The 13,966-nt window shown below is 63.0% G+C and carries 11 protein-coding genes; 1 reads left to right on the forward strand and 10 read right to left on the reverse strand.

Annotated elements, in window-relative coordinates; genetic code table 11:
- Positions 1–107 precede the first annotated feature (107 nt).
- The 10 genes from ACFQZG_RS11290 to ACFQZG_RS11335 all read right to left on the reverse strand — a co-directional run bounded on the left by ACFQZG_RS11290 (position 108) and on the right by ACFQZG_RS11335 (position 12,942).
- Positions 108–1,925, reverse strand: a complete 1,818-nt coding sequence (locus tag ACFQZG_RS11290; RefSeq protein WP_378152413.1) for an IucA/IucC family protein — start codon at positions 1,923–1,925, stop codon at positions 108–110.
- Positions 1,922–3,172: a type III PLP-dependent enzyme gene (locus ACFQZG_RS11295; RefSeq protein ID WP_378152415.1), complete on the reverse strand. Its 1,251-nt coding sequence runs from the start codon at positions 3,170–3,172 to the stop codon at positions 1,922–1,924. Before ACFQZG_RS11295 ends, ACFQZG_RS11290 begins: the two co-directional genes overlap by 4 nt.
- A complete protein-coding gene (locus ACFQZG_RS11300) occupies positions 3,169–3,933 on the reverse strand; it encodes an HpcH/HpaI aldolase family protein (RefSeq protein ID WP_378152417.1) in 765 nt (254 codons plus the stop codon). The genes ACFQZG_RS11295 and ACFQZG_RS11300 overlap by 4 nt, the downstream gene beginning before the upstream one ends.
- 11 nt (positions 3,934–3,944) lie before the next feature.
- Positions 3,945–5,720, reverse strand: coding sequence for an IucA/IucC family protein (locus ACFQZG_RS11305; RefSeq protein ID WP_378152419.1), 1,776 nt, complete (start codon positions 5,718–5,720; stop codon positions 3,945–3,947).
- Positions 5,695–7,380: an IucA/IucC family protein gene (locus tag ACFQZG_RS11310; protein ID WP_378152421.1), complete on the reverse strand. Its 1,686-nt coding sequence runs from the start codon at positions 7,378–7,380 to the stop codon at positions 5,695–5,697. The genes ACFQZG_RS11305 and ACFQZG_RS11310 overlap by 26 nt, the downstream gene beginning before the upstream one ends.
- On the reverse strand, positions 7,349–8,746 hold the full coding sequence (locus ACFQZG_RS11315) for an MFS transporter (RefSeq protein ID WP_378152423.1): 1,398 nt from the start codon (positions 8,744–8,746) through the stop codon (positions 7,349–7,351). Before ACFQZG_RS11315 ends, ACFQZG_RS11310 begins: the two co-directional genes overlap by 32 nt.
- A gap of 29 nt (positions 8,747–8,775) precedes the next feature.
- On the reverse strand, positions 8,776–10,131 hold the full coding sequence (locus ACFQZG_RS11320) for a diaminobutyrate--2-oxoglutarate transaminase (RefSeq protein WP_378152425.1): 1,356 nt from the start codon (positions 10,129–10,131) through the stop codon (positions 8,776–8,778).
- Between the two features lie 16 nt (positions 10,132–10,147).
- Positions 10,148–11,143 carry an ATP-grasp domain-containing protein gene (locus ACFQZG_RS11325; RefSeq protein WP_378152427.1) on the reverse strand — a complete coding sequence of 332 codons (996 nt, stop codon included), beginning with the start codon at positions 11,141–11,143 and terminating at the stop codon, positions 10,148–10,150.
- A gap of 198 nt (positions 11,144–11,341) precedes the next feature.
- On the reverse strand, positions 11,342–12,127 hold the full coding sequence (locus tag ACFQZG_RS11330; RefSeq protein WP_378152429.1) for an IucA/IucC family C-terminal-domain containing protein: 786 nt from the start codon (positions 12,125–12,127) through the stop codon (positions 11,342–11,344).
- Positions 12,127–12,942: an ABC transporter ATP-binding protein gene (locus ACFQZG_RS11335; RefSeq protein WP_378152431.1), complete on the reverse strand. Its 816-nt coding sequence runs from the start codon at positions 12,940–12,942 to the stop codon at positions 12,127–12,129. Before ACFQZG_RS11335 ends, ACFQZG_RS11330 begins: the two co-directional genes overlap by 1 nt.
- A 188-nt stretch (positions 12,943–13,130) precedes the next feature.
- Here ACFQZG_RS11335 and ACFQZG_RS11340 point away from each other — a divergent pair, with 188 nt between their 5' ends.
- On the forward strand, positions 13,131–13,844 hold the full coding sequence (locus ACFQZG_RS11340; protein ID WP_378152433.1) for a hypothetical protein: 714 nt from the start codon (positions 13,131–13,133) through the stop codon (positions 13,842–13,844).
- The last annotated feature ends 122 nt before the right edge of the window (positions 13,845–13,966 follow it).

Raw genomic sequence — 13,966 nt, forward strand, 5'->3', positions numbered from 1 at the left:
ACATGGCGCGAATAGGCGCACAGGCGTTCGGTGGCGATAGGCGGGGGTAAAAAAAAGATCGTCGGTTTCCCGCCATACGACAGGAGAACACGACGATCTTCTACTTATTAATACGACAAAATCCTCGCCCTCCGGAACGGATTAACCCCGACGCCTTTGCCGGACGGCATCGCTCCCGGAACGCCCTCCGACTCGAGCAGCGGCCGCACGACGAGCTTCGTCGGCCACGTCTCTTCGACGAACAGAAGCCGATACAGTCTCGCCTTGTCGTCCGCGGGAATATCGACGCGCGCCAGCGCTTCCTTAAGCATGGATTCCGTCGCCGCCCACAGCCGTTCGGCCGGCAATCCGAACGCCGTCTCGAAAGCTTGCATGATCGATGCGAGATTCACCTGCGTCCCTAGCGTCTGAACGTAGAACAACAGCTTCTCCGGCGTCTCGTTGTACAAGCTGTTGGAATAGCCGGGCCGAATCCGGTAACCGGGATCCGCGATACCGTGCCGGTTCAGATACGGCTGATGGAGCCGCACGGAATCGTGGTCCCGGAACAGCAGCCCGACCGGCTCGCCCCGCCGCAGCACGAGGCAGACGTTCTGCCCGTGAAACTCCGGCACGATGCCGATCTTGAGTAGCCTGAGCGCCACGTCGTAGAACAGCGCGGCAAGCGCGCGGTAGAACCGGAACGCTTCCTCCGGCGACGCGGGGCGCCCGGTCAATTCGGACAACAGGTACCGCGCGCCGTCGCCAAGCGCGTCGCCCAACGCCGCCATCGGGACGATCGCGTAGGGTTCGTCCAGCAGCTCCCGCGGATACATCCGCAACTGCGCCGCCAGATGGCGAGGATGATCGTCGAACAAGCCCATCGTCTCCGGCATATAGCCCCACCATAGATGCTCCTCGCACAGGAACACCCTGCCCGCCAGCGTCGCGTCGCACCCGATCGCCTGGCGGAACATTCGCTCCCCGGCCAATCCGTTCAACAGCTTGACGACCGGCAAATAACGCGCCGCCCCGAGCGACAAGACGCTCACCGGCAGCTTCAGCGATACGGCCGGATCTCGCGTCGAAGCCATCGAACGCATCGAGGACGTCGCGACGAATTCCCCCGCGAGCGCGTCCAGCACCGCGATCGTGCCGTCCGAGATCTCGCGCCCGAACGCCGGCGCGATGATCCGTTCCAATTGCCAAGGATGGACCGGAATCGCCGTATACCGGCTCTTCGCCAAGCCTCTTCGTTCCATCTCCCGCTCGACGAGCGCGCGCTCGGGTCCGCTCAGCGCGTCCAGCGCCTCCCTGCCGTCTCCCGGGCTGCCGGCGACGACCCTGTCGCTGGCGATCGCGACCCACCGCATCGTCGTCGGCCGGCCGAATTCGGCCATGTACAGCTCGTAATCGCTCTCCGAGAAACCGATCTTCGCCTTCGAAGTCGGATGGAACGGACGATCCCGCATCGATGCGATCCGCTCGGCCAGCAAGTAACGTTCGTGAGGCGACCGCGGCGAGGGCCCGTATCCCGACGCCGTTCGGGATAGACTTCGTTCCGTCTGCCAGGTCGCCGTCTCCAGCGCCCGCAAGAAAGCTTCCGCGCCGGGATGAGCCGAACCGTCCAACGCCGCGGCAGCAAGTTCCCCGGCGGTCCGAATCTCTCGCCAACCGAAGGCGTCCCTGACGAATACCGGCGACCCGGCGATCCACTCATAATCTTGCCTAATGCTCGGCCGCACGAGGAACAGCGCGTCCCCCGCGTACGCGAGCCCGTCCCCGTGCGATCCGAACGGCTCCGCGAGCGCGGGATGGTCGGCCAGCCGAACGACGGAGCCTCCGTCCGTCGGGAACAATCGTTCCGCGATGAACGCGTCGATCAGATCGCCGAGCACCCGTTGCTCCGCGTCGCGGGCTTGAACCGGAGATATCGCTTCTCTCATCGCGCGACCCCTCCCGTCTTCGCCGCTTCTCCGCGCTCCGCCCCGACGTCCTCGCCGAAGTACAGGAATTCCGGATACGGATGGCCGAGAAAATCGCGGTGGGAGATCGTCCAGCCGTAAGCGCCGGACTTCTCGAACACGACGATGTCACCGACTCGCAGCCTCTCCACTTCGGCGTCCGTATGCAGCCGGTCCTTCGGCGTGCACAGTTCGCCCACGATCGTAACGCGCCCCCGCTCCACGCTCGGCCGCTCGAACGGATAGGCCCACTCCTCTACCGGAACGATATGGAATGGATGGTCATGTCCCCAAGAAGCCGGCAGACGGTTGTGGTGCGTACCGCCGCGAATGACGGCGAATTCGCGTCCATGCGACGATTTCACGTCGACGACCTCCGCCGCGTAGTACCCGTAATCGGCGACCAGGAGACGTCCCGGCTCGAAGAAGAGCGCGGTATCCCCGAGCTCCCTCACCGCCCGGCTTCGCGAGAGCAGATCGGCGAAGAGCGGCCAATCGAAGTTCGGCGTTCCGTCGTAGGACACGCCGAAGCCGCCTCCCGCGTTCACGACCCGGACAACGACGCCGTATGTCTCTCCCCACTCTTGCGCCTTGGACAAGTACAGCTCGATCATCTCCGCGTGAAGCCTCGCGTCCGGGTTGTTCGACAACGAGTGGAAGTGAAACCCGTCCAGCCTAACGTACCCGTTGCCCGGATCGCGCACGAGCGCGATCGCCTCCGCCAACCGCGTCTCGTCGATCCCGAACGGCGTAGCCATGCCCCCCATCGAGATGTTCGTGCGCGGCAACGCGTCGGAGCGCAGGTTGACCCGCAGCAGGACGGACATCGTTCGCTTCCGCTCGTTGGCGTAGAGCAGCAGCTTGCGAAGCTCCAACACGCTCTCGACATGGAGATGGGTGACGCCGAGCCGAATCGCTTCCAGCAGCTCCTGGTCCTTCTTGCCGGGTCCTCCGAATAGAACGGGCACGTCGGCGGAAACTTCCCTCACCGTTCTCAGCTCGCCCGCCGACGCTACCTCGAAGCCCGCCACGTGCGGCAGCAACGCCTTGATGACGCGAGGATCGGGATTGGCCTTGATCGCATAGAACAGACGCGCGCGCTCGGGCAGCGCCGCCGCCATCCCGGCCGCGTGCTCCCGCATGCCCGCCAAGTCGTACGCGTACGCGCACGCAGGCCGGCCGGTAGCCGCCCGGCGCTGTCGAAGCCATAACGCAAGTTCGTTCTTCATGTTACCTCCTTAATGATCGTTGCATAGTCGTCCCGCTTCTGTCTGTAAGCCCGGAAAGCCGTGTTGCGGTCGTCTCCGAGCACGAACGCTCGCACGCCTTGAATCGCCTGCTCTCGCATCTCTTCGGGATGGCGCGACACCGCCGCGCACGGCACGCCGAGTCGCCTTGCCGTCTCCCGCACTTCCCCGAGCCTGCGCTTCACCTCCGGATGTTCCGTATCCCACGGGAATCCGAGCGACTGCGACAGATCCGCGGCGCCTTCCAGCACGAAGCCGACGCCTGGCGCGGATAAGATCGCCTCGCGGTTATCGACTCCCGCTGCGCTCTCGATCATCGGAACGACGAGCACCTCTTCGTTAGCCCGGACGACGTATTCCGCGAGAGAATGCTTCGCGAACGCGCCGGCGCGTCCGCTGTTCAGGCTGCGCGCGCCGATCGGGGCGTAATAAGCGTGCCGGACGGCTTCCTCGACTTGCCCGCGGCTCTCGACATGCGGAATGACGATGCCTTGCGCCCCGCTATCGAGCGCCTGCAAGATTGCCGTCCGGTCGACGCCGGACACGCGGACGAGCGGCGTCACGTCCATGAGCTCCGCCGCCCGGATCATGTTCTCCGCCTCGTCCATCGTCGTCGTCGCGTGCTCCCTGTCGATGATGACGAAGTCGTATTCGGCATGCCCGATCATCTCCACGACGATCGGATGCGGAATCGACGCGAATAGGCCGAACGCCGGAACGCCGTCCCGAAGCTTCTGTTTCAACCGGTTCTTCCTCATCGCGCGCCGTACCTCGCCGCCCGCAGCGGGTTGTCGGCTTTGCGGAAGAACAGCTGTCCGTCACCGTAGATTCGCCGCTTCGTCATCTCTTCGATGAGCGCGTCGTCGGCGAACAAGTCGAACAGGGCGAAGCGTTCCGCCAAGTCCGGATGCTCGCGCTCGTACTCGGCGATCGCTTCCGCGCACGTCCGCCAGAACGTTCGCTCGTCCAGTCCAAGCGCCTCTAGCGCGAAGCAAATATCCGACATGCAGATGAAGAAGAAGGCGTCCAGCGTATAATCCCGCACCTCGGCTGCCTTAGAAGCCCGCAGGAACGAATAACGGTTGAACGCGCGGTGCGTCTCCGGCTCCGGACGAAGCTCCGGCTCCCACTCCGGATGACGCAGCAGGCCGGGGACGTAGCGGACGCCGTCGTGCAGATCCTTAACGATGATGCGCGTCGGCAAGCCGTTCACCGTCACGAGGATAATGTTCTGCGCGTGCGATTCGAGCGCGATGCCGTGGGCGTACAGCAGGTGGACGATCGGCCGGACGAGCGTCCGGACGAGCGCCCCGCTCCACGCTTCGAGTCCGTGGCGGCGCACGGCGGGAGCGATGAACGGTTCCCCGTCGCGCTGTTCGTAGAACACCGCGTTCAACGGCCATGCCTCTTCGCCTTCCGCCAAATGTACGGCGACGTTCTCGCGCGCGATCGTGCCCAGCGTGCCGTAGGCGATCTTGTATTGGACGGCGGACAGCTTGTCGTAGCGGAACGTCGCGCCCGCCCATTCGCGCAGCAGCTCGAACCGCTCTCTTCGCAGCCATTCGTCGCTCTTCGCGATGCGATCCATCCAGTCGGCGATGAGGGGCGCGTTAAGCACGGTATGCTGGGCCAGAATGCGGCTCGTGGACGTGTTCACGAGGCTGAGCGACAGCTTGAGGTACGGGGCCGGCTCGCCTCGCAGCGACAGCGTTCGTATCGATTGCTGCGCCCGGTACGGACGCGTGGACGGTCCGAGAGGCACGATGTCCCCGCCGGCCAGCTGGGCCGCGAAGACGGTAGGCACGACGTGCTCCATCTGCCAGGGGTGGACCGGCAAGTACGAGTAGCGGACGCCCGGCAAGCCGTGCTCCGCGACCGCCCGTTCGAAGCGCCGCCGGTCTTCGCCGGTCAGGTGCGCTTCGTATAGTTCGTCTACCGATCGCCCTGCGGCCAATGCCGCGTCGATATAGGTTTCCGACACCGCCACCCAATACAAACCGACCTCTTGATCGAATTCGGGCCCGAACGCCGCGTTGTCCGCCAACGAGAAGCCTAAGCGCGATTTGTACGCGGGATGGTAGCGGTGACCGTCCATCATGTGGCTTTCCAGCGCTTCGTAATGGCGGTCTCGCTCCGGAACGCGATCCGGCTCTTGATCCTTGGATTGGCTGTCTTTGGCCAGCGTCTCGAGCAGCTCGCGGATGAACGCGGAGACGAGAGGTCCTTCGATCGCGTTCTGCACGACTTCTTCCAAGAACAGGAACGCGTCCGCGCACGTATTGCCTTCCCTGCGGATCGTGCCGGCCGCGATTCGCACCCGGCCGAACGATGCCTTCCTCGACGCCTCGCAAGCGTAGCCGACTTCCGCCCCTTCGACCGTCCTGCCGGTAAAATGCCACGTATTCTCCAATTGGCGAGCTTCGATGATGCCTTCGAATAACAACGCTTCCAGCGTCTGCCGCATCACCCGTTCCGATGCTGCCGCGAAGGCGTCGCGCCGGGTATTACCGATATTGGTGCCGAGCTTCACTGTTCTCACTCTCCTTGCTTGTCATCGGATTGCGGACCGCCGCGTACGAAGGCGTCTCTCCATGGCCGGCGAGACAGCTCGCCAAATTCCGCTTGGCCGGGAAGGCGTCCGCCGACAGCAGATACCGCGCGAATTCGTTGCCTGTCGCGTTCCGTTGTTGCTCCAGCTTCTCCCTGGCGATCGCCCATAACCGAGACTCGTCGGCGCCCATATCCCGCGCGATCGCGCGTAGGAGCGAGCCCAAATGGTTCACGACGAAATAATAGACCGTGCGCGCCCGCGCCTGTTCCCGCGAATAGAACAATGGACCTCCGACGTCCGCGCCGGGAAGCGCAAGGTCCCGTTCGACGCTGACGCCTTCCAGGTCGCGCACGATGAACGACTCCGGCATGCCGTCCCGGACGACGACCAGCGAATTCTGCAGATGCGCCTCGAAATGTATGCCCCTGCTATCCGCGATTCTCGCGAGCGGCAGCAGCGAAATGTCCAAGTAGCGTCTCAGCCAGCGTTCGGCTTCGTCCCGCTCCATGACGCGCCCGAGCCGCGGAGGCTCGTCCGCGATCGGCGCCTCCACCAAGCTTGCCAGCACGTAGGTCGACGCGGGATCGAACGCGACCGGCCGGTATGCGACCGTCAGGAGCGATTCGAGCGCCTCGTCTCCCAGCGCGCATCCCTGGACGCCTTCTTCGCTGGCGACGAACGTATGCGGCTCATCCGCGAAACATCCGGCGAGTCGCAAGTAAGCGGCGGCGTCCATCGTCCGTCTCATCTGTTCGCGCGTATTGTTTCTTGTCAAATTCGTGATTCGGATATCGAGCGGAAGCTTCAGGTTGCAATTCATGTCGGGTACGTACGCCGTCCGCACGGACGACGTCGGATACGCGATCGGACCGCAGCCGCCGAGCGGCACGAGTACGCCTTCGCGGATGCTGCGGCGAATCGCCGGCAACGAAAGGAGACGTCCGTATTGCCACGGATGAACGGGCAATAAGCCATGGTCGCTCGCGTCGCCCCCGAACGCTTCCCTCGCCCGATCGAGCGCGCCGCGGGGATGACCGATCCGCCTGACCCCGGCCAGCCACTCCTCGCGGTAAGCGTGCTTGCGAACGGCGAAATAACATAACCGGAAGCTTGCCCGCAGCTCGGGCGCGTATCGCATGACGTCGGCATTCGAGAAGCCGATCGTGTTCTTCGGATACGGATGGAACGGATGACCGAACAGCAACGACTGCTCCGACGACAAGTAGTCTACGATCCGGGCCGATCCGCGTTCGCGAACGAACAGGGCGATATTGTCCCGGCTGTCGGCGACGCGCTTGGCGAATTCCTCTTCCATCTCGTCCGTAATGCCGCCGATCCGTTCGCGAGCTTCCTTCGCGATCCAACCCGCCAGCTCGCCGTCCGTCAACGGGCAGCCGCCTTTGACCCGGCAGCTGTCGTAGTCGTGCTCTCCCATCGGCGAATAACGCATCGTCCCGGACAGCGAGACGCCGCTGGCGGGGAAGGCAAGCTCGTAAGCGCCGGTGCGCGCATCGACCGAGAACAGCCCTGGCGCCTCGCCAGCGAGTTCCCGGATATAACAATTCAGAAGCGACCGGCACGTTTGCCGCACGGCCCTGTCAAGGGCGTCATGCCGTCGTCGCTGTTCCGTCTCGGACAACGGTATCCCCTCTTTTCCTGCTGATATAGTAGACGAGCGGCAGCGATGCCGCCAGAAGGCAGCCGAGCGCGACGCACTCTTCTTGCAAAGCCGTACGGCTGGACGCGGCGGACGTCATGCCAGCCAGCGCGAGCGCTTCCGTGCGAATGTCGTAGTAGAGCGCCAACAACAGGACGGCGAACGACGAGACGAGACGCTGCAGCGTGTTCGACAACGACGCGCCCTCGTGCGTGTCTTCGTTCGGCAGCGCGTTCAAGCCGATCGTCGTCATCGTCATGTCGGACAACCCGTTGCCGATTCCGCGCAGCGTCATGAGCGTTAGAACGACGATGAAGGAAGCGCCCGGACCGACGAAGAAGAACGCGAACGACGAAGCCGCCATGAGCGCGATGCCCCAGGCGATATAGCCGAGCGGCCGGCCGTCGTCGACCCAGCGGCCGCCGATCCAACCGAACAAGCTGGTGCAGACGGCCACGGGCACGAACATGGCGCCGGCGACGGAAGGCGATAGCCCGATCACCTCGTGGAACAATAGCGGCAACGCGAACAGCACGCCGAACATCGCGACGTCCTGAATCGTCGAGACCGCGAGCGAAGCCGCGAACAGAGAATTGCGTCGCAGCAGGCGGTAGCGGATGAGCGGCTCCTTCATCCGGTTCTCGCGCTTAACGAATACGGCCAGCAGCGCGATGCCGAGCAGCAGCAGGAAGACCGCGAATCCCCGCGACTCCCCCGATGCGGCGAACAGCTGGATGCCGAAGCAGATCGACGCGATGCCCGATGCGAGAAGCGCGATGCCTGCCAATCGAATCGTCTTCCGGCGAACCGGCTCGTATGCCCGAATCCGCGAACGGCACAACAGAAGCGCGAGCAGCGAGAGCGGTACGTTGGCCCATAGCAGCAGCGGCAAATGTCCGAATTGCATCATGACGCCGCCGAGCGTCGGGCCGATCGCCGGCGCGATCGTCAGCAGCATGCCCCAGACGCCGACGATGCGGCCGCGCTTGGAGTCGCCGTAATGGTCGAACAGCAGCGCCAACGACAACGGGATCAATAGCCCGGCGGCGATGCCGTGCATGACGCGCATGAGCAGAATGACCGACACGTGAGCGGCGAACAAACCGCCTATCGCGGAGAACGCGCCGTACAGCCCGAGGCCGAGCAAGTACGTCCGCTTCCGTCCCAGACGGTCGACGACGAGCGCCGCGAGCGGCATCGTCAGTGTCATGGCTAGCGCGTACAGCGAGATGATCCAGCCGCCGAGCGATGCCGATATGCCGTACAGCTCCGTCAGGCTCGGCAGCAACACGTTGAAGGCGCTGTTCGTCAGCACGAGCGAGAATGTCCCGACCAGGACGGCGATCAATACTCCGTGCTTCCCGACCGCGGAGGGAATCAGCACGATCGCCGCGCGGACGTCGCTTCCGCGACGGCTCTCCGGAAGATCGCCAGCACTTCCTCCGTCTCCCGTTCGGTAATCGTCAGCGGCGGAAGGAAACGAAGGACGGCCGAATGCCGACCGCCCGACTCGACGATCAGTCCCCCGTGCAAGCAACGCTCTTGAATCGCGGCGGCCAATTCGCCGCTCGCCGGATAATGGCCGAGACGGTCCCGCTTGCCTCGGGGATCGACGACTTCGACGCCGATCATCAGGCCGCGGCCGCGTACGTCCCCGATCTCCTCGTGCTCGCCCGATAACGCGCGCAAGCCTCCCAATAGCTGCGCTCCCCGCGCGGCGACGTTATCCAGCACGCCGTTCTCGCGGATGTACCGCAGCGTGGCGAGCCCGGTCGCCATGCCCAGCTGATTGCCCCGGAACGTTCCCGTATGAGCGCCCGGCTGCCAGCGGTCCAACTCGCCCTTGTACGCGATGAGAGACATGGGCAAGCTTCCTCCGATCGCCTTCGACAAGACGACGACGTCCGGCACGATGCCCGCATGCTCGAAGGAGAACATGGTCCCCGTCCGCCCGATGCCGGTCTGCACTTCGTCGATAATGAGCGGAATGCCCCGTTCCGCGGTGATGCGGCGCAGTTGCCGCAGCCATTCGAGATCGGCCGGCACCGCGCCTCCCTCGCCTTGCACCGTCTCGACGATGATGCCGCACGGCGCGGATATGCCGCTCTCGCAATCGTCCAACACGTTCTCGATGTACCGCGCGCTCAGCTCTCCCGTGCGTCCTTCGCCGACGCCGAACGGGCACCGGTATTCGTACGGGTAAGGAAGAAAGTGCACGTCGGGCAATAAACTCTGCAGATGGCGTTTCTTGCTCAGATTGCCGCTCATCGCCATCGTCGCTTGCGTCGATCCGTGATAGCCGCCGTGAAAAGCGAGAATCGACTTGCCGCCTGTGGCGGTCTTGACCAGCTTGATCGCCGCTTCCACTCCGTCCGCGCCCGTCGGGCCGCAGAACTGGATCTTGGCCGTCTCTCGCAGGCCGTCCGGCAAGAGCGAGACGATCTCCTGCATGAATTCGATTTTCAACGGCGTGGCCAGATCGAGCGTATGCAGCGGAATGCGCCGCCTGAGCACGTCCTCGATCGCAGCCACGACGACGTCGTGATTGTGGCCGAGCGCCAACGTTCCCGCGCCCGCCAGGCAGTCGTAATAGGTTCGGCCTTCCGTATCGGTAATCGTCAGTCCCGCCGCCTTGTCGATGACGAGCGGGAACCGGCGCGGGTACGATCGGGCATTCGATTCCCGCTCGTTCTGCAGCCTCAAATACGCCTCGTCGGCGCGTGTCGTCAACATCGGTACAGCCTCTCCCTCAGAGATCGAATAAGTAGCGCAAATACAGCTCGAACACGTCGGCGGTGCCATGACGGAAGAGCAAATAAGGATCTATCATATCGGGAAGCGCGTTCGCTTCGATGATGCCGCCGTTGTCATCCCCTAGCGGAAGGCTCGCGTCGCGGCATCGCAGATCGACGCCCGCGACGTCGAGACCGAGCGCTTCGGCCGCGAGCACGGCCGCCGCGAAGGTGTCGGGATGAAGATCGGCGGAACGGTCGACCGGTACTTCGACGACGTCGTCCGCCGACAAATTGTCGCCGGCAAACAGCTCCCACCGCTCGCCCGATCGGAGGACGTCGTCGGGTCTTCTGCCGGAAGACGCCAATATGCCGGGCATCGGCGCCGACGCAAGGTCGATCGCGCGGAACGAGCCGATCGCGTCGCCGCGATTCGAATGCTCGTCGTTCAGCCGATCGATCAGCCCGCGGATCGTCGTTACGCCGTCCCCCTCGATAGCCGCGGGTCGATACTCCAGCGCTCCGACCGCATGGCCGTCCACGACGAGCACCCGAATATCGATGCCTTCGACGTACCGTTGCAGCATAACGTGATGGCTATGCCGAAGCGCTTCCTCCACGGCCCGCTCCAATTGCGCTTCTTCGCTCACGCGCAGCGTCACGCCGACGCTGCGGCTACGGTCCAGCGGCTTCGCCACGACGAGTCGATGCTCCCGCAGGAAGCGTAACGCTTCCTCCCCCGCCGACTCGACGACCGCATAGGCGGGCACGGGCAAGCCGTACCGCTCGAACAGCACGTTCGACGCTTGCTTGTTTTGCGCCAGTAACCCCGCCATTAGCGTCATTTTGTTCGACCGCGTGCGGTTGACGACGATGCGCTTGCCTTCGTGTTCGAGCTCCAGGAACTGCTCGCTGCCGGGAAGCAACCTTCTTCCCTTGATCCCTAATTCCCCCGCTTTCCGCATAATTAGTCGATTTTGTTCTCGCGCGTCCTCGGTTTGACTCCGGTTCAACGCCATCCCTCCAGTCCTGTCCGCATACGCTCTCTCCTTTCAGGTAATTGATAATGATACTCAATATCAATTCCAGATATTATCATAAAGTTAGTGTTTGTAGCTGTCAATCCTTATTTTGATAGAAAATAAGCGCCCGTTTCCAATGGGAACGGGCGCCGCTCGTAAGTAATCTCCTATGCACTTCCGGACTTTACGTTAGCTGCCGACGAGCACTTCTTGCTTGATCTTCGGACAGCTCGGACAATAATCGTACGGCTCGTCCGTCGCCTGATAGTAATAACAGCACGTCTTGCGAAGGCGCAGCGGCTTCTCCGAGGCGCTCGTAACGACCATCGGGCCGTCGAACTTGGTCAGCGGATTGCGGGTCTCTCCGAAAAGCTCCCCCGGCGCGCGCCGGACGATATAGTCGTAATCGTCGCGAATGCGGGCGACGGCCTCGTCGCCGAGCCCTTCCTCGAACTTGCTCTCGTACAGCCAGAACACGTAGATCGCCGTATTCTCCCACAAGACGGCCTTGGACACCGGACCGGCCTTAGCCAACGACTGCCAGACTCGCGTCAGGTTGCCGGCGAATATCCCCCGCAGGACGTCGTCTCGCCACCGCTCGCGATCGCCTTCCGCCGGCTTCGTCGTCGCCCAATCTTCCAGCCTCAGCCGCGGAAGCCATGCGCGTCCCTGATGGTGCGATTCGACGTGGCAATTCCCGATCTCAACGTTCATGCCGATGTCATACGCGCCCATCGCGTACAAGCTTGAAGCAAGCGTCAGGCAGCTGTAGCGCTTCGCGAACAACGACGCCGTCGCCGTTCGGGTCGACGCTTCGAAGATCGCGTTGACCCGCTCCAGATAACCGATTGCCGCTTCGTTGTCCAATAAGCCGACCGCGGGCAACGAATAATCCCGGTTATCCGACGGCTCGGCGGCCAAGCGGTATTCTCCCGTCAACGCTTCGCGTTGCGCATGGTCGAACGCTCTCTCCATCATGCTCCCTCCGATACGTGCATCGCGATTTTCCGGCCGTTGCCCCAAGGCACGCACATCGGCGTCCCGTACAGCGGATCCCGGACGATCTTGGCTCGCAGGCCGAAGACGGCCTCGATCATGGACTCGGTGACGACGTCCTCCGGAGCGCCTTCCGCCCACACCTGCCGGTCGCGAACCGCGACGATCCGGTGGGCGTAACGGCATGCCAGGTTAATATCGTGCAGCACCATCACGATCGTTCGCCCTTCGCGCTCGTTGAGCGCGTACAGCAAGTCGAGCGCCTCGATCTGGTGCGTTAAGTCCAAATACGTCGTCGGCTCGTCGAGCAGGATCATGTCGGTGCCTTGCGCCAGTACCATCGCGATCCACGCGCGTTGCCGTTGGCCTCCCGACAAGGCATCCACCGGCTTCTCCGCAAGGTCCGCCAGTCCGGTCGTCTCCAGCGCGCTTCGAACCGCTCTCTCGTCTTCCCACGACCATTGCCGCAACCAGCTCTGGTACGGATATCTCCCTTGCTTGACGAGCTGCAGGACGGTCAATCCGTCCGGCGCGGACGGTCCTTGCGGCAGCAAAGCCAACCGTTTGGCCACTTCCTTGGTCGGCAACCGGGCGATGCTATGTCCGTCGAGCAGCACTTCCCCGCCGTTAGGCTTGAGCAACCGCGCCATCGTGCGCAACAGCGTCGACTTGCCGCAGCCGTTCGGCCCGATCAAGGCGGTAATCTTGCCTTTGTCTATCGATAGGCTCAAATCTTCGAAGATCGGCTCTTGTCCGTAACCGACCGATAAGCAGCGGGCATCCAATGCGTTCACGCGGTTCAACTCCTTATGTATCTTGACTTCGTCCCTTCGCGCTCACCTATAACTTTACTCAGTTTTTCCTTTCTCTGTCAATGATAATGAGAATTATTATCAGAAAATGATTGCCAATCGGTGGTAACTTTATTACAATAATTTCCGGTGACTAAACCTGAACGTTGGCTGAATACGGAGGGACGATGATGAAACGAATATACGCGTTGACGCTTGCGGCATCGCTATGCCTGGCCGCGGGCTGCAGCGGCGGGCCCTCGGCGGACCGGTACGTCGGATCGGCCGATCCGGCCGTCGAATCGAAGGAAACCGCCCCGTCGGCAAGCCCGGAAGACGCGAATGCAACCGAAATCGCCTCCGCCGATCCGGGCAACGATCCATCGACGGAACCGGCTGCTTCCGGGGAGCAACCCGCGCAAGCTTCGTCCGATGCCGGGGAAGACGCGGAGACGCCCGTCGCGACGAAGGCAGCCGATAAGCCCGTCCCTACACCTCGCCCGGCGAAGGAGAATCGCAAAGACGACGAGAAAACCAACGAAGCTGCGGTCGGCTCGATTCTGAACGATAGCGAAGACGCGTCGAAATCGGCCGATCAGTCCGGATTGAAGCTGGAACAATCGATCGAGGGCATCCGCGATCTCGCGAAAGAGTTAAAGGCCGCTGCGGAAGACGAGGACGCGGCCGCGGTATCGAACATTGCCGGACGCATCGCGGGTTCCTGGTCGGACGTCAAGGACAAGACGCGCGAGGCATACCCGGATTCGGCGGATTTCATTCAAGGCAAGATCGACGATTTGTCGGCGTTGACGAGTCGGGAGTCGCTGGACTTCGCTGCTTTGCTGCAGCTTGATTACGAGCTCTATCAGGCTTTCAGGCAGCTATCGGACCAAGCCGGCGGCTAATTCCGTCCTCTTGTCTCGCGCCGAGCGTCGAATCCGCGACCACCTCTCGGCGTGAACCCGTTGGAAAATTTATGTTGACATGGATGCTTGTATGCTATGTAATGATAATGATTATCAATATC

The sequence above is a fragment of the Cohnella sp. GCM10027633 genome (assembly GCF_042675445.1).
GTDB lineage: Bacteria > Bacillota > Bacilli > Paenibacillales > Paenibacillaceae > Cohnella.